We start from the raw sequence: 23,953 nt of genomic DNA, 5'->3' as shown, positions 1-23,953 counted from the left end.
TTTTGCGTACCGATGTCAGATTTTTCCGCCAATCAATATGCACGACCGTTGGAAAGGTCGGGTATGGCGGTAAACGTCGGGTTGTGACCGAATCGGAAGCCCTTGCCCGCCTGACACCGCGTGAACGCCGCTGCCTCGAACTGGTGGCGCTGCATTACGACACCGGACAGATCGCTGTCGAACTCGGCATTTCGGTTGCGACCGTCAATGGCTATCTCGCCGATGCCCGTCAGAAACTGGGGGCGCGCAACCGTAAGGAAGCGGCGCGGATGCTGGGTGCCACCCCCGTTTCGCCTGCGGAAACCGTCGTTTCGGCGGCCCCCATCGATGATAGGGGTATGTTCGAACGGGTTGAGCCGACCCCCGCCCCCGGCCCACCATCCGCTACGCAGACCGGGAATCGATCCGGCGGTACCTTGTCCCGCCTGCTCTATCTCGAACGGACGACCGAACCGCACCGCATCGGCATGGGGGGTCGCACGTTGATGATCGTCGGGCTGGTGGTGGCGCTGTGCGCCGCGCTGGCGATGGCCGTCGTCGCTGCCGTGGGTCTCGTGTCGATCTTCGCGAGCCTGCGTCCTTGAGCGACGAAGGGGGTAAGCCATGTACCAACCACTGCATCCGGTGGTCACCGATATCACCCACGGCCTGTTGACCGCCGAACGGTCGAACGACGACGCCATCGTGTCGGCCGCGGCGATGATCCAGGCAATGGTCGCCGATCGCGGCCAGCTGCAACTCCAGTTCGGCACGATCCAGGCACCGCTGACCGATGCGGCCAAGGCGATGATGCTCGCGGTCGAGGCCCGCGCCCATCTCGGCCGCTGTCACAAGCGGATGCACGAGATCGGCGTCGAACACGCGTTCTTCACGTCGACCTCGCACGGCGATGTCTTTCCGACGACCGGCGATCCCGAACCAACCCGTTCCACGCTGCCGCTGGCGGCCTGAACGGTCCGCCGGTCACGTGAACGCCTGGCTCTATCTGACGCTGCTCCTGACCGTATCGGTCTGGACGCTCCGCCGCGGCGGTGCCCCCGAACGGATCGCGACATCGGCGATCCTGTTCGCGGTCGCCGCCACGATCGCGGTCGCATCGAACCGGATCTTCGGCAGTCGGGAAATCGGCATTTTCGTGGTCGACATGGTGTTGACCCTTGTGATTTGTACGCTGGCGATGCTGGCGGAAAGGTTTTGGCCGGTATGGCTAAGCGCGATTCTGATCGTCGGCGTGATGCTGCAACTGGCGATCTGGTACGCTCCCCATTATTATCGGGACGTCTATCTGATCCTGCACGCGATGAGCGCGTATCCGACGCTCCTCCTGATCCTTGCGGGGACACTGCGCCACCGCCACCGGCTGCGGCGCGACGGGCACGATCCGGCATGGTCGAGGACGGCCCGTCGGAAAACGCCGGACGCGCCCGCCGCCTGATCGCAATGAAGAACCGCATCGCCGGCCTGTATCCGGTGAAGGTGACCGATCCGGTCTATGACGCGCTGTTCCAGCTCTACATCGCCGAGGAAGAAGGCCGGCCGATGTCGGTATCGGCGGTGGCACCGATGATCCGGGTGCCATCGACCACCTGGCTGCGCTGGGTATCGTTGATGGAAGAGGCCGGGCTGGTCGTGCGTCAGCCCGATCCGGCCGATGGTCGCCGCTGCTGGATCGCACTGACCCGCGACTGCAAGGCGCGACTGGACCAGTTGATCACCGATCTATGGTAAGCGGCGATTGTGCGATACCGTACATTGGCCATCGATTGCATCCGCTATCACCATGGTGCGAGCAAAACCGGCTCGACCGCCACAGCATCGGCACGCGCAAGACAACCGCCTGAAAGCACAATATAAATATCACTTAGCAATTCGTCTGACATCGAATTTGCAACGGTTCGTCGCGAAGCATCCCGAACGATATGGTAGTTTGCTACTAGTCCTTACGGCAGAAATACCAGGAACGGTAATCCGGCCGGTCGGTTGATGCGCCCGAACCGGTCGCATCTTACGCCCCGGTCGGAGGAACCGACCATGAAACCATTGGCGCTGATCTTGATCGGTGCGGCCACGCTATCGGCATGTGCTGCACCCGCCACCCGTATCTCTACGGGCTTGCAGCGTTATGGTCTCGATGCGCCGCGTGCCGATTGCGTCGGTACCCGCCTGCAGGGCGATCTGTCGCTCGGACAGTTGCAGCAACTCGGCCGCGCCGCCGCCGCATACGGCAAGAACGATCCCAATCCGGGCGTCCTGACCGTCGGCGATCTGATCCGCGTCGCCGGCGAGCTGAAGGACCCGGCGATCCCGCTGGCGGTCGGCAAGGCCGCGGCGGGTTGCAACGTCCTGTCCTGACGCCCCGATCCCATTCATGCATACAGGAGACGATCGATGAATAGCGACGAATTCGAAGGCGGCATCCGCTATGCGACCGGCAAGGTCGAAAAGGCCGTGGGCGATGTCGCCGGCCGCCGCCACTGGCAGGCCGATGGCGTGGTCGATCAGGTCGCGGGCGGTGCGCAGCACGGCTATGGCCGCGCCAAGTCGATCCTGAACGACGCGATCGACAGCGCACCGGGCCTGCTGAAGGACGCCCGCGACCGTCTGGAATCGACCGGCCGGCAGGTGGCCGATGCCGCACAGCGCGGCGGCGAGACCACCGTGCGCGCCGCACAGGAACAGCCGCTGGTCTGGGCACTGGGTGCGATCGCGCTCGGCTATGGTCTGGGCTGGCTGATCCACGGACGGCACGACTGATCGCAGCATGACGAAGGCGTCGTTCACCTCGCTGCGCGAGACGGCCGATCTGCGGCATTTGCGGCAGATCATCGTCGGTCTCGACGAAGGCGTGATCCTGATCGATCCCGATCAGAGCCTGTTATGGGCGAACGACGCCGCGCTTGCGATGCACGGCGTGAAAAATATTGCCGATCTGGGGGCGACGGTCGACGAATACCGGTCGCGCTTTCAGCTGCACTATCGCAACAACCACCGCCTGTCCGCCGACGACTATCCGATCGACCGGGTCGTATCGGGCGACCGTTTTTCGGAAGTCGTGGTCGAGGTGACGGTCGCGGGCGAGGACAGGCCGCGCTGGACGCACCAAGTGCGCAGCCTCGTCCTGAACGATGCCGACGATGCCGATCCGGCCTGTCTGGTGCTGATCGTGCAGGACGTGACCGCGCAATATGAGGCCGAGGACCGGTTCGAACAGTCATTCAACGCGAACCCCGCCCCCGCCGTCATCTGCCGCCTGCGCGATCTGCGGTTCGTGAAGGTCAATCAGGGGTTCCTCGACATGACCGGCTATGACCGCGATCAGGTGCTGGACCGTACGGTGTACGACATCGACGTGCTGCGCGGTGCCGAGCGGCGCGATCTGGCCAAGGAACGGCTGGCCAACGGGCGCACCATTCCGCAGATGGAGGCCGAACTCGACCTGCCGAACGGCGAGACCAAGCTGGTGATCGTCGCCGGACAGCCGATCGAGATGGGCGACGAACCGTGCCTGTTGTTCACCTTCGCCGATCTCGAACCCCGCCGCCGTGCACAGGATGCGCTGCGCCACAGCGAGGAACGCTTCACCCGGACGTTCCAGATGGCACCGGTGCCGATGGCGATCGGCGCGCGCGACGGCCATCTGCTGTGCGAGGTGAATGCCAGTTTCGTGCAGATGACCGGCTATTCGCCCGAGGAGATCATCGGCCGGCCGCTCGGCGACGTCGGTCTCTGGGAAAGTCCTGCGGTCCGGTGCCGTGTCGAGGCAGCGATCGATGCCGGGCAGGCTCTGCGCGAGGAAGAGGTACGCATTCATGCCAAGGACGGCGCGATCCTCGATTGTATCGTGTCGACCGAAGCGATCCGGCTGGGCGACGGTGCCTGTGTGTTGTGGGCGATGCAGGACATTACCCAGCGCAAGGCGACCGAAGTCGAGCTGGTCGAGGCGATCGAGGCGGTGATGAAGGATACCAGCTGGTTCAGCCGGTCGGTGATGGACAAGTTGGCCCGGCTGCGCACGCCGCCGGGGGACAGGAGCGGTCCGGGCCTGAACGACCTGACCGCGCGCGAACGCGACGTGCTGGCGCTGATCTGTCGGGGTCAGGACGACAAGACGATCGCGCGCACGCTGGACGTATCGTCCAACACGGTGCGCAACCATGTCGCCCGCATCTACGCGAAAATCGGTGTCAATCGCCGGATCGCGGCGGTGGCATGGGCACGCAGCCGCGGCTTCGACGACGGCGCGCGGCTGGAAACCGGCGATCGGGAGGCAGCCGAATGAACGACAAGACTTCCCCCCGCCCCAAGGGTGCCGACGACAAGCCGTCGGTCTGCGACGCCAGGGGATCGGTCCACGAAGCGATCGGCAAGCTGATCGGCGACGACATCGCCCGCGATCGCGGCTCGGCCGAAAAGGCCGCGGGCGAAACTGCCGACAAAGATAAATCCTCGCGGCGCTGAGCCGCGAGCGATCCGTAACCAACAGGAGTAACTATGGCGACCAATCAGAACACCGGCTACCGGCCGGCAGACCCCGCATATGTCGACAAGACGCCGACTCGTATCTCGTGGGGCGCGGTATTCGCCGGGGTCGTGATCGCGGTCGCGGTACAGCTGGTGCTCGGCATCCTCGGTGCCGGCATCGGCCTGACGATGGTCGATCCTGTGGAGGGCACCACCCCCGGTGCCGCCGGCTTCGGCATCGGCGCGGGCATTTACTGGCTGATCACCACCGTCGTCGCGCTGGGCGCGGGCGGCTATGCCGCGGCACGCGTATCGGGCGTGACCGAACGGTTCGACGCGCTGGTCCATGGGCTGGTCGTGTGGGGCGTCACGCTGATCCTGACGCTGTATCTGCTGACCTCGGCGGTCGGTGGCATCATCGGCGGCGCGTTCCGCACCGTCGGCGCGGTCGCCGGTACGGCCGGCAGTGCGGTGGGTACGGTCGCGTCGGCAGCACCCGCTGCCGCGTCGGTCGCCGGCGTCGATGCCAATGACGGGAAGGACGTCGCGCAGGACGTGCGCGGCGAAGCCGCCGCCTATCTGTCGGACGCGCCGAATGATCCGGCGCAGATGACTCCGGAACAGGCGCAGACCGAAATCGCCAAGCAGCTGCCCGCGCTCGCCCGTGGCGGTGCCGATGGCCAGCGTGCCGAGAGCCGCATCGTCGATATCGTCGCGGCACAGCGCAAGATCAGCCGCCCCGAGGCGCAGGCACAGGTGACGCGCGCCAAGCAGCAGTTCGTCCAGACCAGGGACGAAGCGGTCGCGACCGCCAAGTCGGCGACCGACAAGGCAGCCGGCGCGGCTGCAGGCACCTCGTTCGTTCTCGTGCTCGCACTGCTGATCGGTGCGGCAGCGGCAAGTTTCGGTGCAACCACGGCGGCACGTCGTAAGTTGCGCTGAGTGTAGGTGGCGGGTCGGCGTATCTCGACCCGCCACAACCCGGTTTTACCAAGAAGGAGAATCATCATGACCCGCAAGATCGGTCTCATCGTCGCCCTTGCCGCCACCGTCACGCTCGGCGCGTGCAACACGGTGAACGGCGCCGGCAAGGACCTGAAGTCGGCCGGATCGGCGATCGAAGGCGCCTCGGGCACGGACAAGAAGTAAGTTCGGCGACGGGCGGGGCATGGAAGCGCCCCGCCCGCTTTGCAGTCGTGCGACCGCGATCCTACATCGTGGTTCGTGCGAAACCTTCCCGCTCCCCTGTCCGACTGGTTCGCCGCACGCGGCTGGACCCCCCGCCGCCATCAGCTCGAGATGCTCGAACAGGCGCGCGCCGGACGCCATGCCCTGCTGGTCGCCGCGACCGGGGCGGGCAAGACGCTGGCCGGTTTCCTGCCGACGCTGGTCGACCTGATCGACACCCCGCGCGACGGACTCCATACCCTCTACATCTCGCCGCTGAAGGCGCTTGCGGTCGACGTGCAGCGCAACCTGCTGACCCCGATCGCCGACATGGGGCTGCCGATCCGGGTCGAGACGCGCACCGGCGACACCCCCTCCGACCGCAAGGCACGCCAGCGCGCCAAACCCCCGCATATCCTGCTGACGACGCCGGAATCGCTCAGCCTGCTGCTGTCCTATCCCGACAGCGACACGCTGTTCGCGTCGCTCTCGTCGATCGTCATCGACGAAGTCCATGCCTTTGCCACCGACAAGCGCGGCGACCTGTTGTCGCTGTGCCTGACCCGGTTGCAGAAATTCGCGCCCGCGCTGCGCCGCGTCGCGCTGTCGGCGACGGTCGCCGATCCCGATGGCTATCGCGCATGGCTCGGTCCCGATGGCGATATCGATACGGTGGCACTGGTTCAGGGCGAGGCGGGGGCCGAACCCGATATCCGCATCCTGCTGCCACAGGAACGCATTCCATGGTCGGGCCATTCGGGGCGCTACGCCGCCGAACAGGTGATGCGCGAAATCCGTGCCCACCGCACGACCATCGTCTTCTGCAACACCCGCAGCCTCGCCGAACTGATCTTTCAGGATCTGTGGAAGGCGAATGACGACCAGTTGCCGATCGGCGTCCACCACGGCAGCCTCGACCGCGAGGCGCGGCGCAAGGTCGAACAGGCGATGGCCGACGGCCGATTGCGCGCGCTGGTCGCCACCGCCAGCCTCGACCTCGGCGTCGACTGGGGCAATGTCGACTGCGTGATCCAGATGGGCGCGCCCAAGGGGTCGTCGCGCCTGCTCCAGCGGATCGGCCGCGCCAACCACCGGCTGGACGAATCGTCGAAGGCGCTGCTGGTGCCCGGCAACCGCTTCGAATTTCTGGAGGCGCAGGCGGCCCTCGACGCGGTCGATGCCGGCGAACTCGACCGCGACGTGTTTCGCCCCGGCACGCTCGACGTGCTGGCGCAGCATCTGATGGGCTGCGCCTGTGCCGAACCGTTCGATACCGCCGAGATGCTCGACGAAGTGCGTGGAGCCCTGCCCTATTCGGCCCTCGACAGCGATACGTTCGACCGCGTCCTGCACTATATCGCCGAGGGCGGCTACGCGCTGAAGGCATATGATAAATTCAAGCGCCTGCGCTTGGGGAGCGACGGCCGCTGGACCGTCACCAAACCGGGTTTCATCGCGCAACACCGCCTGAACGCAGGCATTATCGTCGACGCCCCGACGCTCGACGTGCGGTTCAAGAACGGGCGGCGGCTGGGCACGGTCGAGGAATATTTCGCCTCGACCCTGTCGCCGGGCGATACCTTTTTCTTCTCCGGCTTGAGCCTAGAGGTCGAGAAGATCGAGCTGACCGATCTGGTCGTCCGCGCGACCAGCAAGCCGGCGCGCATTCCCAAATATGGCGGCACGCGCATGGCGCTGTCGACCAACCTCGCCGACCGGGTGCGCGGCTTCCTTGCCGATGCCGGCGAATGGCACCGCTTCCCCGACGATGTGCGTGAATGGCTGGAGATACAGGCGCGGCGATCGGTGCTGCCGCGCGCGGGTGAATTGCTGGTCGAAACCTTCCCGCATGACGGGCGGCATTATATGGTCGCCTACAGCTTCGAAGGGTGGAACGCGCACCAGTCGCTCGGCATGCTGATCACGCGGCGGATGGAGGCGTTGGGGCTGATGCCTATCGGCTTCGTGTCGAACGACTATGCGCTCGCCTGCTACGCGCTCGAACCGATTACCGATCCGGGGGCGTTGTTCTCCCCCGACATTCTCGAACATGAATTCGTCGACTGGGTGCAGGGCTCCGCGCTGCTCAAACGCGCCTTTCGCGAAGTGGCGGTGATCGGCGGCCTCGTCGAACGTCAGCACCCCGGCAAGCGCAAGACCGGCAAGCAGGTCACCTTCTCGACCGACCTGATCTACGACGTGCTGCGCAAATACGAACCCGGCCATCTGCTGTTGCAGGCGGCGTGGGAGGATGCGAGGGCAAGAATGACCGATGTCGGACGATTGGCGGTCTTGCTCGAAACCGCCCAGTCCCGGATGCGGCACGTCACGCTCCAGCGGGTCAGCCCGCTGGCGGTGCCGGTGCTGGTGCTGATCGGCCGCGAACGGGTGACGCAGGCGTCGGCGGACGACGCGCTGCTGGTCGAAGCGGAAGCACTGGCCGCGCAGGCGATGGCGCTGGATTGACGCTTCTGCACCGCCCGTTGCGTCGGAGGCGTGCATTCGCACCAACGCCGGTCAGCCGCCGGTTGCGCTGGATGCAGGAATCGGGTCACGTACCGCCGACCGAAACCGGCGGGGGGACGATATGCGCGGCAGGTTGATGGCGGTGGTGCTGGCGCTGCCGGCGGTATTGCAGGCGCAGGACGTGCGACAGGTGACGACGCCCGGCAATCCCGTTCTCGACACGCCGTCGTCGACCGACCCGGCGCCGTTGGTCGACGGCGACACGCTCTACATCCTCGCCGGGCGCGACCAGGCTCCGGCGGGCGTCAACGATTTCATCATGAACGAATGGCAGTTGCTGTCGACCACCGCACCGGCATCGGGCAAATGGACGCACCGTCCCAGCTTCGCCCGGCCGGAAACGATCTTCGCCTGGGCCGAACCCGGCCGCGCCTATGCCGCGCAGATCGTCAAGGGGCCGGACGAGCGCTTCTATCTCTATGCCCCGGTCCTCGAACGCGGTCCCGATACCGGGGACCGGTTCGCGATCGGCGTCGCGGTCGCCGATACGCCGACCGGCCCGTTCCGCGATGCGCACCCCGCCGGCCCGATCGTGTCGCAGAAGCGGCCGGTCGCCAATGCGATCCACAATATCGACCCGACCGCGCTGGTGGCCGCCGATGGCCGGGTGTGGATGTATTGGGGGTCGTTCGGCCGGTTGCGCGGGATCGAGCTGCAACGCGACATGGTGACGACGATCGGCGAACCCTTCGCCGTGACGGGATTGACCGGCTATTTCGAGGCACCGTGGATCCTGCAACGCGACGGCACCTATTATCTGATCTATGCCGGCAACCATGCCGGGCCGACATCGGATTGCACCGCGGCAGTCTATTACGCCTGTCTGGCCTATGGCACCGCCTCCGACCCCCGGGGGCCGTGGACCTATCGCGGGGTCATTCTGAAACCGGTCAGTTCGACCACGTCGCACGCCGGGATCGTGCCGTTCAAGGGCCGCTGGTACATCGCCTATCACACCGCCGACGGCATCGGCGGCGGTCATTTCCACCGCAGCGTGGCGATCGACAGGCTGTGGTGGGACGATACCGCCACGCCAGCGCGCATCCTGCCGGTGGTCCCGACCCGACGTCCGCTGCCCCCGCGCCCGCCGACCCGCAACCGCGCGCCGTCCGCCATAGCGACCGCATCGAACGTGCCGATCCCCCTGCAATATTGGATCGGCGCGCTGAACGACGGCAAGATTCCCGGCAATCCGCTGCCCCCCGACCTGTGGGGCAGCTGGACCGACCACAACCCGCCGCAACAATGGATCGAGTATCGCTGGCAGGCACCCGTCACGCTGAACGGGTCGCGCATCTGGTTCTGGGCCGATCAGCCCGCCGGATCGGGGGTGGGCGTCGCCCCGTCGGCGCGATGGCGGATCGAATATTGGGCCGGCCGGTGGAAACCGGTCGTGGCGCAGACGCGCTATGGCACCGCAGCCGACCGCGCCCAGACGGTGCGCTTCGAACCGGTCACGACCCGGCGGCTGCGCGCGGTGTTCGACGCCAGCCATGCCGGCGGCACCTATGCAGCGATGGCGGTAAAGGAGTGGGAGGCACTGTCGCCGACGGTCGCGCCCGCCACGCCCCGCGACAGTGTCGCTTCCCCAGGAAGATAACCGACCCGTCGGGCTGAACCGGCGTTTGCCCGATGCCGTTCGTCATGTTGGTATCGGCATCGCGGGTCCGCACATCCCCGGCCTATTGCTTGCCGGCTCCGCCGAACGCTGCTGCATCCACGATCGCGGTCGGCAACGTCGCCTGCGCTGCTGCCGTCGGATCGCCCCCCGCCGCGACCGCCCCCGCAGCCTCGCGCTTCCCCCGCGCGCGAGGCCGCGGTCGCCCGGCGATGCCGGCTGAATGCGGGCACCGGCCGAGACGATCGGCCGGTGCCCGTAAGCGCGCTTACCGAACCGCGCCGCGACGAAAGAGGTTGATGATCGCGAGCAGCACGATCGCCCCGACCAGCGAAACCAGGATCGACGGAACGCTGATGACACCGCTGGTGATCGGCGCGCCGCCGATCAGCGGCGTGACGAGGAAACCGGCGAGCAGCGCGCCGACGATGCCGACGACGACGTTCAGGACGATGCCCTGTTGCCCGTCGGTCCGCATGATCAGGCTGGCGACCCAACCGATAATACCGCCGACGACGAGGAGTATGAGGAGACCCATGACCATTCCTTTTTCTTAAGCTGAGGACCATGGTGAAACGGGCGATGCATTCCTTCGGTTCATGACCCGCCATCGGCGACCATCGCAGCGCATGGTGCAACAGCACTATTGTAACTGGTACGATGCCGGGAACGCAGCGCCGCCCGCAGCGGTTGAAGGGCCATGCCTGATCCCGCTGCCCCGCCCACGCTTCGCCACCTCGAACAACTGATGGCCCAATTGCTCGACGGCGTCATCGTCGTCGATCCGACCGGAGTCATCCTGCGCGCCAATCCCGCCGCGTTAAAGATGCACGGTATCGATCGCGTCGAAGACCTGGGCGCGACTGCCGAGGGCTATGCCGAACGCTTCACCCTGCGGTCGGGCACTGGCCGCCTGCTCAAACGCCGCGAATATCCACTGTTTCGGCTGCTGGCCGGCGAGGCATTCCCCGACGAGACGGTGCAGGTCGCCCCGGCGGGCGACGATGAGGTGCGATGGGTCCATGAAGTCCGCGACGTGACGATGGACGTCGATGGCGGCGATGCGGATTATCTGGCGCTGGTCCTGAGCGACGTGTCCGCACGCTTCAACGCCGAACGGCGGTTCAGGGCGATGTTCGAAGCCAATCCCGCCCCCGCCCTGATCGTACGCCTGCGCGATCTGCGCATCGTGCAGGGCAATCCCGGGTTTCTAGCCCTCACCGGCTTCTCGCAGGAACACCTTGCCGGAAAGAGCCTGTTCGGGCTCGACCTGCTGGGCGGACTGGCGGACCCGGCCGCCACGCGGGCCCGGATCGAACAAGGTCAGGTCCTGCCACAGTCCGACGCCGAACTGCTCGTCGCCGACGGAACCCGACGACTGGTCGTCTTTGCCGGCCAACCCATCGACGTCACCGAGGAGGACGCGCTGCTGCTGACCTTTGCCGACCTGCAACCACGTCGCGAAGCCGAGAACGCCTTGCAGGCAAGCGAGCGGCATCTTCTCGCCGTCTTCGACATGGCACCGGTCGCCATGGTGGTGACGCACCATGCCGACCATCGCATCGCGCGGGTCAATGCCGCCTTCCGGTCGCTCACCGGTCTTGGCGACGAACGCGTGCTGGGAAAAACCGCCGACGAACTGGCGCTCTGGCAAACGGCGGCCGAACGGGCGGTCGCGGAAGCGGCCCTGACGGCGACCGGATCGCTCCACCAGCAAGAAGCCCGATTGCTGGCGCGGGGGCACGACCCCATCGACTGCCTCGTCTCCGCGCAAGCCGTCGACATGGACCAGCAGCCCTGCGTGCTATGGGTCTATCAGGACGTTACCGAGCGGCGACGCAACGAAGTGGAACTGGCTGCGGCCATAGACGAAGTGATGAAGGACGCCAGCTGGCTCAGCCGCTCGATCCTCGACAAGCTCGCGACGTTGCGGCGACCGGGGCCGATCGCCCCCGCCATCGACCTCAGCGCCCGCGAACGCGAAGTCCTCGGCCTCATCTGCGACGATCTCGACGATGGCGACATTGCGCAGCGGCTGCACCTGTCGCGCAACACGGTCCGCAATCATGTTGCCCGGATCTACGCCAAGCTGGGCGTCAATCGCCGCGGCGGTGCCGTCATCTGGGGCCGGGAGCGCGGTCTCGGCTCGCACGGACTGTAGCTGCGAGGCCTGTCCCCGGACGGGTGAACCATGCCGTCCTGCCCGAGTCCGGGTGGGCGGTTGAACCAACGAGATAGTGCTGCCGCACCATCGCTCCGAAGCGCGCCGGTGAACCGTCCACGCCCCGGCACGTTCGAACCTGCCTGGGCACAGCCCCATGGACCGCACCCGTTGCGCTCCACCCGACTGTGCTCCGGCAAGACAACTCGATTGGAGAGACAGCATGAGCGATGGCAACCGGAACGGATACGGGGACAATGCTACCGACGACGGCATCGCCCGGCAGTCCGAAAGCGCGTTCGACCGCCACGACGATCCCAACCGCGGCCCGCTCGATCGTGCCGCGAACGCCGTCACCGGCGGCAGCGGTGGCATCGACGGTGCGCTGCATCGCGACGATCCGAACCGCGGTCCGTTCGACCGGGCCGAAAATACCCTGCGCGGTCAGGACGATCCGAACCGCGGCCCGCTCGATCGCGCCGCGAACGCCGTCACCAGCGGCAGCGGTGGCGTTGCCGCCGCCACGGCCGGAACGTCGCGCGGAACGGGCCAGACGGTCTCGGCAATCTTCGACACCGAAGCCGAAGCGCAGCGGGCGGTGGCCGACCTGCGCAGCGCCGGGGTCGGCGACAGCGCGCTGTCGGTGATCGCACGCAGCAACGGCACGACGACGGCGCGCGACGTCGATGGCGAGATCACCGACGAGCATCATGAAAGCATCGCTCGCGGCGTGCTGGGCGGTGGTGCCCTCGGTGCCGGTCTCGGCGTACTTGCGCTGGCGATCCCGGGCGTCGGCCCGCTGGTCGCGGCCGGTGCGATCGCTGCCACCGCCGTGCCCGGCGCAATGGCGATCGGGGCCGCTGCCGGTGCCGCCGCCGGGACCTTTAACGAAGTGTTGAAGGGCCATGGCATCAGCGACGAGGATGCGTCCTATTACGGCGAGCACCTGACCGGTGGCGGCGTTCTCGTCACGGTCGACGCCGCCGCAGCGAATGTGACTGTCAGCGACATCCTGCGCCGCAACGGCGGCCACAGCGTGAACAGCCCACGCGCCACCGCGCTCTGACGTCCGGAAGTACCGGGAATTACGCTCCCGGTCCTACCTTGCACGGCGATCTGCCCTTCAGCGCCTACCCACGATCCGCCTCCGCCGCGCGCTGCGGCAGGATCGCCAGCAGCAGCACGATGGCCGTCGCCAGCACGACCGATGCGAGGGGGCGGCTGGACGCCAGTCCGCCATGATCGACCGGCTTGTCTAGGAAATCGCCGACCGCCGCGCCCGGCGGGCGGGCCAGGATGAAGCCTCCCCGAAACACCGAACCGGCATCAAACGTCGAGATTGGCGACGTTCAGCGCATTTTCCTGAATGAAGTCGCGCCGCGGTTCGACGACGTCGCCCATCAACCGCGTGAAGATCTCGTCCGCCACATCGGCCTGATCGATCGCCACCCGCAGCATCGACCGGTTCGACGGGTCGAGCGTGGTTTCCCACAGCTGCTCGGCGTTCATCTCGCCGAGCCCCTTGTACCGCTGGATCGACAGCCCCTTGCGCCCGGCCGCGAGGATCGCGTCGAGCAACTGGCTCGGCCGTGCGACCAGCGTCTCGCCCTTGCCGGCGACGGTCGGCGCTTCTTCCTCGGCGTCGGCCAGCGGATCGGCGGCGCTGCGGGCGCTGACCAGCTTCGACACGCCGGCATAGCTCGCCGCTTCCTCGGCGGCGAGGCTGTGGAGCTTGCGCCCTTCTGCCGACAGCAGGAACGCCGGTTCGATATTGTGGGTGTCGGTCACCCCGCGCCAGCGGCGCTGGAACTGCAGCCCGCCATCCTCGGCCACGCGCGCGGTCCAGTCCGCCTCGACATCGGTCCGTCCGATCCGCGACACCGCATCCTGCAACCGGGTCTGGCGGTCGGTGTCGCTGATCTGCGGATCGAGCACGCCGGCCAGCGCCAGCACCTCGACGATCCCCATATCGTAGCGGCGCGGCACATAGCGCATCAGCGTCCGCATCCGCCGCGCATGCCCCAGCAGCGCCTTCAGATCGTCGCCGCTGCGCGCGCCCGCCGGGCTTTCCAGCACATGCGCGTTCACCCCGGCCTCGACCAGATATTCGTCGAGCGCGTTGTCGTCCTTCAGATACACTTCGGACCGGCTCTTCGTGGCCTTATACAGCGGCGGCTGCGCGATATAGAGGTGCCCCGCCTCGATGATCTCGGGCATCTGGCGATAGAAGAACGTCAGCAGCAGCGTGCGGATATGCGCGCCGTCGACGTCGGCGTCGGTCATGATGACGATCTTGTGGTAGCGCAGCTTGTCGAGGTTGAAGTCGTCGCGGATGCCGGTGCCGAGCGCGGTGATGATCGTCCCGATCTCGCGGCTGGCCAGCATCCGGTCGAAGCGCGCACGCTCGACGTTTAGGATCTTGCCCCGGAGCGGCAGGATGGCCTGGAAATGGCGGTCGCGGCCCTGCTTGGCGGAACCACCGGCCGAGTCACCCTCGACGAAGAACAGTTCGGACTTGGCCGGATCGCGCTCCTGGCAATCGGCCAGCTTGCCGGGCAGCGACGCGATGTCCATCGCCCCCTTGCGCCGGGTCAGCTCGCGCGCCTTCTTGGCGGCCTCGCGCGCGGCGGCGGCGTCGATCACCTTCTGGATGATCGATTTCGCATTCGCCGGATTTTCCTGAAGATACTCGGCCAGCTTGTCGGCCATCAGCGCTTCCAATGGCTGACGGACTTCGGACGAAACCAGCTTGTCCTTGGTCTGCGACGAGAATTTCGGATCGGGCAGCTTGACCGATACGATCGCGGTCAGCCCCTCGCGCATGTCGTCGCCGGTCAGGCTGACCTTTTCCTTCTTCAACATGCCCGACTTGTCGGCATAGTTGTTGAGCGTGCGCGTCAACGCCGCGCGGAACGCCGCCATGTGCGTGCCGCCGTCGCGCTGCGGGATGTTGTTGGTGAAGGCGAGGACGTTCTCGTAATAGCTGTCGTTCCATTCCAGCGCGACGTCGATGCCGACATCGTCGCGGAACCCGTGGATCGCGATCGGATCGGGCATCAGCGGCGTCTTGGTCCGGTCGAGATATTTCACGAACGCGGCGATCCCGCCTTCGTAGAACAATTCGACCTCGCGCGTTTCTGCGTGCCGGGCATCGACCAGCACCAGCCGCACGCCCGAATTCAGAAACGCCAGTTCGCGGAAACGATGTTCCAGCTTGTCGAAATCGAATTCGACGATCTTGAACGTGTCGGGGCTGGGCAGGAAGGTGACGCGCGTCCCGCGCTTGTCCGACGGCCCCACCATCTTCAGCGGCGCCTCGGCATCGCCGCGGCGGAAGCGCATGTAATGCTCCTGCCCGTCGCGCCAGATCGTCAGGTCGAGGAAGTCGCTGAGCGCGTTGACCACCGACACGCCGACGCCGTGCAGGCCGCCCGACACCTTGTACGCATTGTCGTCGTTGGTGTTTTCGAACTTACCGCCGGCGTGCAGCTGGGTCATGATGACCTCGGCCGCCGACACGCCTTCTTCGCTGTGGATACCGGTCGGGATGCCGCGGCCGTTATCCTCGACCGAGACCGACCCGTCGGCGTTGAGCGTGATCAGGATGCGGTCGCAATGTCCGGCCAGCGCTTCGTCGATCGCATTGTCGCTGACCTCGAACACCATATGGTGCAGGCCGGAGCCGTCGTCGGTGTCGCCGATATACATGCCGGGGCGCTTGCGGACCGCATCCAGCCCCTTGAGCACCTTGATCGAGTCTGCGCCGTAGTCGTTCTGATTGGGGTTCGTTGCCATAGCGAGTATATAGGGTTTCAGGGCACGGAACTAAAGCAAAACCCGCATGTGCGCCCCGACCGTTCCGGCCCGATAATGAACGGCAGCTAACAGGCGCATTCAGTATCGGCTCAAGCGAATCGGCGCATACCCCGAATCACAGACGGACCACCCGCCCGGGACTTTCGGACCGTCGCCAGATTTGAGGGAGAAGACCCATGTTCAAGAAGCTGACGCTCGCTGCCGCCGCACTCGCCACGGTCGCCACCGCCGCCGCTCCCACCGCCGCATCGGCACAGAGCTGGCGCGGGGACCGCTACGAGCGGGACTATCGGGACGGCCGCAGCTATCGCGAATATCGCGGCGACCGCGGCTATTATAACGACCGCAACTATGCCCGCCGCAGCAACAATCGCGGATGCGAGAATGGCGACGGCGGCACGGTGATCGGCGCGATCGCCGGCGGCCTGCTCGGCAACCAGGTCGGTGGCAATGGCAACCGCCTGCTCGGCACCATCCTTGGCGGTGGCGTCGGCGCACTGGCCGGCCGGGCGATCGATAAGTCGGACGCCCCCCGCTACTGCCGCCGCTAAGACGTTCCCGACCCCCGGTAGCGTAACGGGGTCAGGGAAAGGGCCGGTCCTCCGACACGGAGGGCCGGCCCTTTTTCATCGCGCTCAGTCGCCGAAGCGGAAGCGCAGACCCACGCCATAGTAGCGACCCTCGTCGCGCACGTCGATCGGCGACGACCGGCCGGGCTGGAAGTTGACATAGTTACGGAACGGTCGCGCCAGGATGTTGCCGATATCGGCGCTGACGGTGATGTTCTTGTTGATGTCGTAGCTCGCCCCGGCGTCGAGCCGATCGCGGGCATAGGTCGATTCACCCGAATATTGGAAGCCGCTCAACTGGTCGGTATTATACCGGTTCACCCAGTCCGAACGCCGGTTGTACGAGACGCGGGCGACGAGACCCGACTTCTCGTAAAACAAGGCGGCGTTATACGTCCATTTCGACAGGCCGGGAATGGTCAGATACGCGCCCTCGCCTTCGAACGTGTCGGTATTCGGGTTGTAGCCATTGGGGTAACGGTTCTTTCCCGTCAGGTAGCTGACGTTGCCCGAGACACCGAAACCGCTCAAAGCGCCCGGCAGGAAGTCGAAGAAGGTCTGGAAATTGGCTTCCGCGCCCTTGATGTTCGCATCACCCGCGTTGATCGGGCTCGACAACGACAGGATGCCGAATTGCGGATCGTTGCGGAACCGCTGCACCCCGGTCGTGAACCCGAAAATGTCCCGCTGGAACACCGACGCGCTGACGAAGCCCGTTTTCGAGAAATACCATTCGAGGCTGATGTCGTAGTTCGTCGACGTGAACGGCTTGAGCGACGGATTGCCCTGCGACCCGCTATAGTTCGGGTAGATGCGGCCCGGAATCCGGCAGCTGGTCGTGTCGTTTGGGTTGTAGTTCGGGGCCGTCGGGTCGAGGCACGGCTGGTAGATCACCGGCTGAATGTTCAGCGCCGGATTGAGGTCGCCGAAATTCGGCTTGGTCCGCGTCTTGGTATAGCCGAGACGAAGTTGCAGTTCCGGCGTGAATTTGAAACGGGCACTGACGTTGGGCAGGATGTCGAGATAGTCCTGCTTCTCGGTCCGCTCCGACAGCGAGCGGATGCAGGTGTCATCCCGCGGATCGGCCGGCGTGCCGCCATCGTTCAGGGTGCAGATGTTCGATACACCGAAGCTGGTGCCGTGGGTCATGACGGCGCGAACGCCGACGACGCCATCGATTTCCAGCCCGCCCAGCGCGAAATTATACTTGCCCTGCGCATAGGCGGCATAGGTGCTTTCGTCGGCCTGCCATCCCGAGGTCGTCGGCGGCTGCACCGTGTCGGTGCTCCATTCGGCCAGCCGGTCCTTATACCCCTGATCGTTCGGGAAACGCGCGACAAGCTGCGCGAGCGTGTCGTAGGTGAATTTGCGCAGCGCCGCACGATTTTCGTAAATGCCGGCGCGTGGCGGCTGCAGGTACGAGACGAAGCCCTGTGCACTGCCGCGAAACGGGTCGATCGTCTTCGACAGCTCGCCGATCGGCAACGATGCATAGGGGATCAATGCCGCCGACAATTCGGCATAGCGTGAACCATCGGTGGTGCGCTCGCTGTGATGCTTGGTCGCGCGCAGACCGAACTGGATCTTGGGCAGAACCGCCCAGTCGGTGTCGAGACCCAGGTCGCCGCGCCACTGCCAGTCGTCACCCTTCACGTCGTACGTGGCTTCGTAATAGCCGCGGAACATATAGTTGGCGGGGTTGAACGGGTCCCAGCTCGGAAAGTTGAACGACACGCCACCATCGCGATTGAACGCGACGTCGACCGACTTTGCGCCGATGGTACGGAAATCGAGACTGTAATTGTCGCGGGTGTAGCGGCTCCGGCTATAGGCGAGGTCGGTCGACAGCGTCGCCCGATCGGTCTGCCAGCGCGCACCGGTCGCGATCTGATAGGTGTTGGTCTGATCCTGCGTCGTGTTGCGATAGCCCTGCGGCTCGGAGCCTGACGTCTTTGACAGCGATACCGCCTGCGGTACCGTCGTCACGTCATAGGGCGGCTCCTTGCCGGGAAGCAGTTTGATGTCGTTGTACGACTGCCCGTCCATCAGCACGACGTTGGTGAAAACCGGTGGGGTCGAATTCGGACCCCATTGCTCCAGCGGCACGTCGAAGTTGTCGGCATAGCCGCGGCCGCGATAGCCCTGGTAGATGCCCTCTACATAGATTTCGGTGTCGGGGTTCGGTTTATACTGCAGCGAGAAGTTGCCGGACGGACGATACCGTTTGCCGCCATCATTATACAGGCCGACATTGTTCGGGAAGAAGAAGAGGCCGTTGGCGTTGCCCTTGTCGAAATTGTCGCGAACCTTCGCTCCCTGCACACCGAAGTCCGAGTAACGGGAATCGCGGACATAGCTCGCATTGTAGCGGACGCCGTTATAATATTGCGACTGTGCGAAAGTGGCGTTGACCAGCAGGCCCATTTCGCCGTCGCCCACCTTCCAGCGGTCCGAAATCAGCACGTTGCCGCCCGGATCGTACTTGCGGCTCTGGTCATTATAGGTACCGCGGAAGCCGCCGGCGATGACGCGGCCGTTGAAGTCGAGCGGACGACGCGTGCGGACGTTGATCAGGCCGGCAAGACCCGGTTCGACCAGATCGGCGGTACCCGACTTGTACACTTCCATGCTGGCGATCGCCTGTGCCGGAAAATCCTGCAACTGCACGCGGCGCAGTTCGGCAGTGAACAGTTCGCGACCGTTATACGACGTCGCAACGTCGGGCAGGCCACGGATCAGCACCCCGTTCACTTCGTCGCTGAAGCGGGTGACCTGGACACCGGCGATACGCGCCAGGCTTTCGGCGGCGGTGTAATCCGGCAGCTTGCCGATATCGTCGGCGACGATCACGTCGATGATCGAGTCCGAATTGCGCTTGATCGCCTGCGAGCTGGCAAGGCTGCGGCGAAGACCACGCACCAGGATTTCGGACTGTTCGTCGTCCTTCTTGGTCGCGTCCGGCACTTCGACCGTTTCGCCGGCATCGGCACCGACCGGTCTGTCGGTCGGCGAAACCTGCGCGAATGCTGGCGCGGCAGCCAGCATGATTGGCACGACGGCGACCGACGCCATCAGCGTGAAACGACGCATTATACCCCCCCCTTTTTGTATTTTATGTTCTATATGACAAATCGCTATTATCTATTTGTCCTACTTTCAAGCGGTATTTGTTGCTGAAGGGTTGCTGATATCGCTACCAATTGCGCATGTGCGCCGAACCCGACGGTCGACGCCGGATCGATATCGCACTAACCCGTGCCACATGCCGGGATCGGGCAAGATCGTTGCCGATAATACGATATTCGAACGATCGGCCGCCGGTGATTCGATCCTGAACCGGCAAAGGAGGGGGCCATGCCAAAACCTGCGACTGTGTCGACAACGGATGCATTAGTACGGCAAGTCGTTATCGTCGGTGGGGGAACGGCAGGCTGGATGGCGGCGACAGCGCTGTCGCGCGCGCTCGGACCGGTCGGGCGTCATATCACGCTGATCGAATCCGACGCGATCGGTACGGTCGGCGTCGGCGAAGCGACCATTCCGCCGATCCGTGCCTTCAACGCCATGCTCGACATCGCCGAGGACCGCTTCCTGCGCGAAACGATGGGCAGCTACAAACTCGGCATCGAATTCGTCGATTGGGGCCGGATCGGGCAGCGTTATTTCCATCCCTTCGGCGCGGCGGGACAGGATTTCCACGGTGTGCCATTCCACCAACTGTGGCTGCGCCACCGGGCGCGCGGCGGCGATACCGGGCTGACCGATTATTCGATGTGCACCGTCACCGCGCGCGAGGGACGGTTCGGGATCCCGCCGGCGGGCGACCGCACCCCGCTCGCGCATATCGCCCATGCCTATCATTTCGACGCGACCCTCTATGCCGCGCTGCTGCGCCGCGTCGCCGAGGAACAGGGCGTCGTCCGCCACGAGGGGCGGGTCGTACAGGTCGATCGCGACGGCGGGACGGGCGACGTCACTGCGGTCCGGTTGGACGACGGCCGGACGATCGCCGGCGATCTGTTCGTCGATTGCTCGGGGTTTGCCGGGCTGCTGATCGAAGGGGCGCTGGTGACCGGCTATCACGACTGGCGGCATTGGCTGCCGATGGACCGCGCACTGGCGATGCCGACGACCCGGCTCGATCCGCTGCCGCCCTACACCCGCGCCACTGCCCATTCCGCCGGATGGCAGTGGCGGATACCGTTGCAGCATCGCACCGGCAACGGGCATGTCTATTCCAGCGGCTTCACCACCGCCGACGATGCCGAACGCCTGCTGCGCGACCATGTCCCGGGGGAGCCGTGCGGCGATGTCCGGTCGCTGTCGTTCACCACCGGCATGCGGCGCAAGGCCTGGTCGCACAATGTCGTCGCGCTGGGTCTTGCCGCCGGTTTCGTCGAACCGCTCGAATCGACCAGCATCCACCTGATCCAGCATGGCATCCAGCGGCTGATCGCGCTGTTCCCCGGTGCCGCCGTCCACCCGGCCGAGCGCGACGCCTATAATGCCGACATGGCCCGCGCGTTCGAAGCGGTCCGCGACTTCGTCGTGCTGCATTACAAGGCGACGACCCGCGACGACAGCGACTTCTGGCGTACGATGCGGGCGATGACCGTGCCCGACAGCCTTGCCCACCGCATCGAATTGTGGCGCGCACAGGGACGGTTGATCCCGCAGGCGGGCGATATCTTCGCGGTTCCCAGCTGGGCGGCGGTGCTGACCGGACAGGAGCTGTGGCCCGCCGCCTACGAACCGGGCGTCGACCGGCTGAACGCCGATTCGGTCGAAGCCGCGCTGCGCGACATGCACGCCGCCTATCGCCGCGCTGCGCGGTCGCTGCCGATGCACGCCGCGGCACTCCCCCGATAGAATCGCCCCGCCGCGCGGTTGCCGCGTTTCGCCACGATCCGGTCGGAAACGTTGCCTACTGCGCGCTCGCAACGATGATGGAGCGCGCTGCATGACGGGATACGGGCGGGACGGCTGGCGGATGCTGGCCGGGGTGGCATTCGTGTTGGCCCCTGCCCCGCTACTGGCGCAGGACGATCCCGAACCGACCAGCGACGACAGGCACAAGGACGACATCGTCGTTACCGGCAAGCGTCCGCCGGGATCGGCGCTGGGCGAGGCCGCGCCGGTCGCGGTGCTGGACGCGGAGGCGATCCGCGCCTTGGGCGTGACCAGCATCAACGACCTGCTGAAACTGCTCAAACCACTGACCACGTCGAACAGCGGCGGCGAACCGGTGTTCCTGCTCAACGGCCGCCGCATCTCCGGCTATCGCGAGATCCAGACCCTGCCACCCGAAGCGCTGGAGCGGACCGAGATCCTGAACGAACAGGATTCGGCGCGGTTCGGGTTCCCGGCCACGGTCCGCATCGTCAATTTCGTCACCAAGAAACATTTTCGCGCGCTGACCATCGAACAGGGGGCGGGCACCACCACCGATGGCGGCGGCGGCACCGCGCGCGTCGAACTGGGCACGACCCGGATCGAGGGGGACCGCCGCACCTTGCTGTCGATCAAATACGACCGGCAGAACCCCCTGTTCGCCGATGAACGCCCCTATCAGATCGACAGCGACACGGTGTTCGACCGTACCGGCAATCTGCGCGGGCTGAACGGCGGCAGTATCGACCCCGCGCTCGATCGCCTCGCCGGCCGCGCGGTCACCGCCACCGCCGCGCCGACCGATCCGGCGCGGCGCGACAGCCTGAGCGCCTATACCGCCGGCACGACCCGCGCGACCGATCTCTCGCCCTTCCTGTCGCTCCGCAGCAACGACCAGCTGAAGGTCGACATGACCCATGCCGTGCCGATCGGCAAAACCCTGACCGGATCGCTGAACCTGATCGTGGACGCGCAACGCGGTTTCGCGCTGGCCGGGTTGCAGGGGGCCGCACTGCGCCTGCCCGCCGCCAATCCCGCCAGCCCGTTTGGCGGCGACGTGATGCTCTATCGCTATCTGGACGAAGCCGGCGCGCTGACCCAGCGCAACGACAATCTGACGCTGCACGCCGGATCGGCCGTGCAGGGCGGAATCGGTCGCTGGATGTGGACGGTCAGCGGCGAATTCGACCGCGTCCGCGCCCGCGCCTCGGTCGATCGCGGCGTCGATCCGGCGGTGTTGCAGGCGGCGGTCGATGCCGGTGCCGATCCGTACGACCTGTCCGGTCGCGTCGCCACCGCCGGCCGGATCATCGTTCGCAGCCGCACCCTGACCAACACCGCCACGGCCAAGGCGACCGCCAACGGCCCGCTGTTCGATCTGCCCGCCGGACAGGCGCTGCTGACCCTGAACGCCGACTATGCCACGTCGAACAGCACCGGGCGGCTGGCCGACAATGTCGGGGCGGCGACATCGCTCACCCGGACGATCGCGGGCGGCAGCGCCAGTCTCGACCTGCCGATCACCTCGGCCGATCGCGGCGTGCTGGACGCGATCGGCACGGTTTCGGCCAATGCGACGCTCGGGCTGACCGGCGTATCGGAGTATGGCAACCTGACCAGCAGCAACCTCGCGCTGCGCTGGAATCCGTGGCGTCCGATCCAGATCACCGCATCGATCAACACCGCCCAGACGCCACCGGCGATCGCGGCGCTGACCAATCCGATCGTCACCGTTCCCAATACGCCGTTCTTCGACTTCGTGACCGGCACCAGCACGTTGATAACGGTGACCGGCGGCGGCAATATCGACCTCGCGCCCGAAGAGCGGCAGATCCGCACCCTCGGCGTCGACTGGCAACCGATCAAGGGCCGCGAGCTGCGCCTGAACCTCGCCTATGTCGACACGCGGATCGCCGATCAGCTGGTCTATCCGGGCAGCGCGACCGCGGCGCTGCAAGCGGCATTTCCCGAACGGTTCCCCCGCGATGCCGCCGGACAATTGCTGCGCGCCGACCTGCGCCCGATCAACGCGCTGCGCGAACGCGAACGCAAGATCACCACCGGCTGGTCGTTCTTCGGGCAACTCGGCCCCAAACCGCCCGCGCCGACACCCCCGGCCAAGGACGCACCGCCCCCGCCACCGCCCCGGCAGCGCCCGATGCTGTGGAGCTTCACCACCCTGACCGTCCGGCTCGACGATCGGCTGGTGCTCGCCCCCGGCCAGTCGCAGCTCGACCTGCTGGATGGCGCATCGCTCGACGGCAATAGCGGCCGGCCGCGCTATGAATTGCAGGGCAATGTCGGCGGTTCCTACGGCCCGGTGCGGCTGGGCACCTATATCTTCTGGCAGGCACCGACCCGGATTCGCAGCATCATCGCCGCATCCGACCTGCGCTTCACCCCGGCGACGTTCATGGGCCTGTATTCGCAGCTCGAAGGCCAGCAACTCGCCCCCAAGGCGGCGTGGGCAAAGGGCACGACGTTCCAGTTCGAGGTGCAGAATATCCTCAACGACCGCCCCGACGTCCGCGACCGGAACGGCGCGGTGCCGTTCCGCTTCCAGCCGTCGTTCCTCGACCCGTACGGGCGGATCGTGAAGCTGTCGGTGCGCAAGCTGTTTTGAGGCTTCTTCCCCCCCCCCCCTGACAAGGGGGAGTGTTCACTTCGGACTCTGTAGACGTTTTCTGGCGAGGAAGATGTCGAGGGTGATCTCGAGCATCTGTTGGGTCTTGGAGGCGCGTTTGG

21 protein-coding genes are annotated in these 23,953 nt (G+C 65.9%); 17 read left to right on the top strand and 4 right to left on the bottom strand.

The features are described from left to right. Positions 1-83: 83 nt before the first annotated feature. From ASE70_RS09460 to ASE70_RS09410, 12 genes are all read left to right on the top strand, one after another. Positions 84-584: a helix-turn-helix domain-containing protein gene (locus ASE70_RS09460; protein ID WP_056503943.1), complete on the top strand. Its 501-nt coding sequence runs from the start codon at positions 84-86 to the stop codon at positions 582-584. A 19-nt stretch (positions 585-603) separates the two neighbouring features. Then, positions 604-951 carry a hypothetical protein gene (locus ASE70_RS09455; RefSeq protein WP_056503939.1) on the top strand — a complete coding sequence of 116 codons (348 nt, stop codon included), beginning with the start codon at positions 604-606 and terminating at the stop codon, positions 949-951. A gap of 16 nt (positions 952-967) precedes the next feature. Beyond that, positions 968-1,435: a hypothetical protein gene (locus ASE70_RS20180; protein ID WP_056503936.1), complete on the top strand. Its 468-nt coding sequence runs from the start codon at positions 968-970 to the stop codon at positions 1,433-1,435. After that, positions 1,387-1,728, top strand: a complete 342-nt coding sequence (locus ASE70_RS09445; RefSeq protein WP_056396276.1) for a MarR family transcriptional regulator — start codon at positions 1,387-1,389, stop codon at positions 1,726-1,728. The genes ASE70_RS20180 and ASE70_RS09445 overlap by 49 nt, the downstream gene beginning before the upstream one ends. Positions 1,729-2,031: 303 nt before the next feature. Then, complete coding sequence (locus ASE70_RS09440) at positions 2,032-2,352, top strand: hypothetical protein (RefSeq protein WP_056504017.1); 321 nt, start codon at positions 2,032-2,034, stop codon at positions 2,350-2,352. Between the two features lie 36 nt (positions 2,353-2,388). After that, the gene (locus ASE70_RS09435; RefSeq protein WP_056503934.1) at positions 2,389-2,754 is read left to right on the top strand and encodes a CsbD family protein; all 366 of its coding nucleotides are present in this window, start codon (positions 2,389-2,391) and stop codon (positions 2,752-2,754) included. A gap of 7 nt (positions 2,755-2,761) precedes the next feature. Beyond that, on the top strand, positions 2,762-4,279 hold the full coding sequence (locus tag ASE70_RS09430; protein ID WP_056396283.1) for a helix-turn-helix transcriptional regulator: 1,518 nt from the start codon (positions 2,762-2,764) through the stop codon (positions 4,277-4,279). Continuing rightward, the gene (locus tag ASE70_RS09425) at positions 4,276-4,458 is read left to right on the top strand and encodes a hypothetical protein (protein ID WP_056396286.1); all 183 of its coding nucleotides are present in this window, start codon (positions 4,276-4,278) and stop codon (positions 4,456-4,458) included. The genes ASE70_RS09430 and ASE70_RS09425 overlap by 4 nt, the downstream gene beginning before the upstream one ends. 33 nt (positions 4,459-4,491) lie before the next feature. Further along, complete coding sequence (locus ASE70_RS09420; RefSeq protein ID WP_056503933.1) at positions 4,492-5,403, top strand: hypothetical protein; 912 nt, start codon at positions 4,492-4,494, stop codon at positions 5,401-5,403. A 66-nt stretch (positions 5,404-5,469) separates the two neighbouring features. Further along, the gene (locus ASE70_RS19160) at positions 5,470-5,610 is read left to right on the top strand and encodes an entericidin A/B family lipoprotein (RefSeq protein WP_082438795.1); all 141 of its coding nucleotides are present in this window, start codon (positions 5,470-5,472) and stop codon (positions 5,608-5,610) included. Positions 5,611-5,685: 75 nt separating this feature from the next. Continuing rightward, positions 5,686-8,094: a ligase-associated DNA damage response DEXH box helicase gene (locus tag ASE70_RS09415; RefSeq protein WP_082450926.1), complete on the top strand. Its 2,409-nt coding sequence runs from the start codon at positions 5,686-5,688 to the stop codon at positions 8,092-8,094. Positions 8,095-8,215: 121 nt separating this feature from the next. Beyond that, positions 8,216-9,754: a family 43 glycosylhydrolase gene (locus ASE70_RS09410; RefSeq protein WP_056503926.1), complete on the top strand. Its 1,539-nt coding sequence runs from the start codon at positions 8,216-8,218 to the stop codon at positions 9,752-9,754. Between the two features lie 286 nt (positions 9,755-10,040). On the opposite strand, the gene ASE70_RS09405 is transcribed toward ASE70_RS09410, so the two are convergent. Next, positions 10,041-10,310: a GlsB/YeaQ/YmgE family stress response membrane protein gene (locus tag ASE70_RS09405; protein WP_056396467.1), complete on the bottom strand. Its 270-nt coding sequence runs from the start codon at positions 10,308-10,310 to the stop codon at positions 10,041-10,043. A 162-nt stretch (positions 10,311-10,472) separates the two neighbouring features. Between ASE70_RS09405 and ASE70_RS09400 the strand changes: the two genes are divergently transcribed. Together ASE70_RS09400 and ASE70_RS09395 are read left to right on the top strand one after the other, a co-directional pair. Beyond that, positions 10,473-11,933 carry a PAS domain S-box protein gene (locus ASE70_RS09400; RefSeq protein WP_056503923.1) on the top strand — a complete coding sequence of 487 codons (1,461 nt, stop codon included), beginning with the start codon at positions 10,473-10,475 and terminating at the stop codon, positions 11,931-11,933. 223 nt (positions 11,934-12,156) lie between these two features. After that, positions 12,157-12,999, top strand: coding sequence for a hypothetical protein (locus ASE70_RS09395; RefSeq protein WP_056503921.1), 843 nt, complete (start codon positions 12,157-12,159; stop codon positions 12,997-12,999). Between the two features lie 64 nt (positions 13,000-13,063). On the opposite strand, the gene ASE70_RS09390 is transcribed toward ASE70_RS09395, so the two are convergent. Continuing rightward, on the bottom strand, positions 13,064-13,249 hold the full coding sequence (locus ASE70_RS09390) for a hypothetical protein (protein ID WP_056503918.1): 186 nt from the start codon (positions 13,247-13,249) through the stop codon (positions 13,064-13,066). A 10-nt stretch (positions 13,250-13,259) separates the two neighbouring features. Next, positions 13,260-15,728, bottom strand: a complete 2,469-nt coding sequence (gene gyrB, locus ASE70_RS09385) for a DNA topoisomerase (ATP-hydrolyzing) subunit B (RefSeq protein WP_056503915.1) — start codon at positions 15,726-15,728, stop codon at positions 13,260-13,262. A gap of 197 nt (positions 15,729-15,925) precedes the next feature. Between gyrB and ASE70_RS09380 the strand changes: the two genes are divergently transcribed. Next, positions 15,926-16,300 (top strand): glycine zipper 2TM domain-containing protein, encoded by a 375-nt coding sequence (locus ASE70_RS09380; RefSeq protein WP_056001271.1) that lies wholly within the window; start codon positions 15,926-15,928, stop codon positions 16,298-16,300. An 84-nt stretch (positions 16,301-16,384) separates the two neighbouring features. Here ASE70_RS09380 and ASE70_RS09375 read toward each other — a convergent pair whose 3' ends face one another. Then, the gene (locus tag ASE70_RS09375; protein WP_200925615.1) at positions 16,385-19,408 is read right to left on the bottom strand and encodes a TonB-dependent receptor; all 3,024 of its coding nucleotides are present in this window, start codon (positions 19,406-19,408) and stop codon (positions 16,385-16,387) included. A gap of 264 nt (positions 19,409-19,672) precedes the next feature. Between ASE70_RS09375 and ASE70_RS09370 the strand changes: the two genes are divergently transcribed. Further along, a complete protein-coding gene (locus ASE70_RS09370) occupies positions 19,673-21,187 on the top strand; it encodes a tryptophan halogenase family protein (protein WP_056503913.1) in 1,515 nt (504 codons plus the stop codon). Between the two features lie 91 nt (positions 21,188-21,278). Beyond that, complete coding sequence (locus tag ASE70_RS09365) at positions 21,279-23,831, top strand: TonB-dependent receptor (RefSeq protein ID WP_156356121.1); 2,553 nt, start codon at positions 21,279-21,281, stop codon at positions 23,829-23,831. Positions 23,832-23,953: the final 122 nt, after the last annotated feature.

The sequence above is a fragment of the Sphingomonas sp. Leaf22 genome, from assembly GCF_001421715.1.
In the GTDB taxonomy this organism is placed as follows: Bacteria; Pseudomonadota; Alphaproteobacteria; order Sphingomonadales; family Sphingomonadaceae; genus Sphingomonas.
The sequence above is the reverse complement of the archived record's forward strand: the minus strand, read 5'-3'. Positions and strand labels throughout refer to the sequence as shown.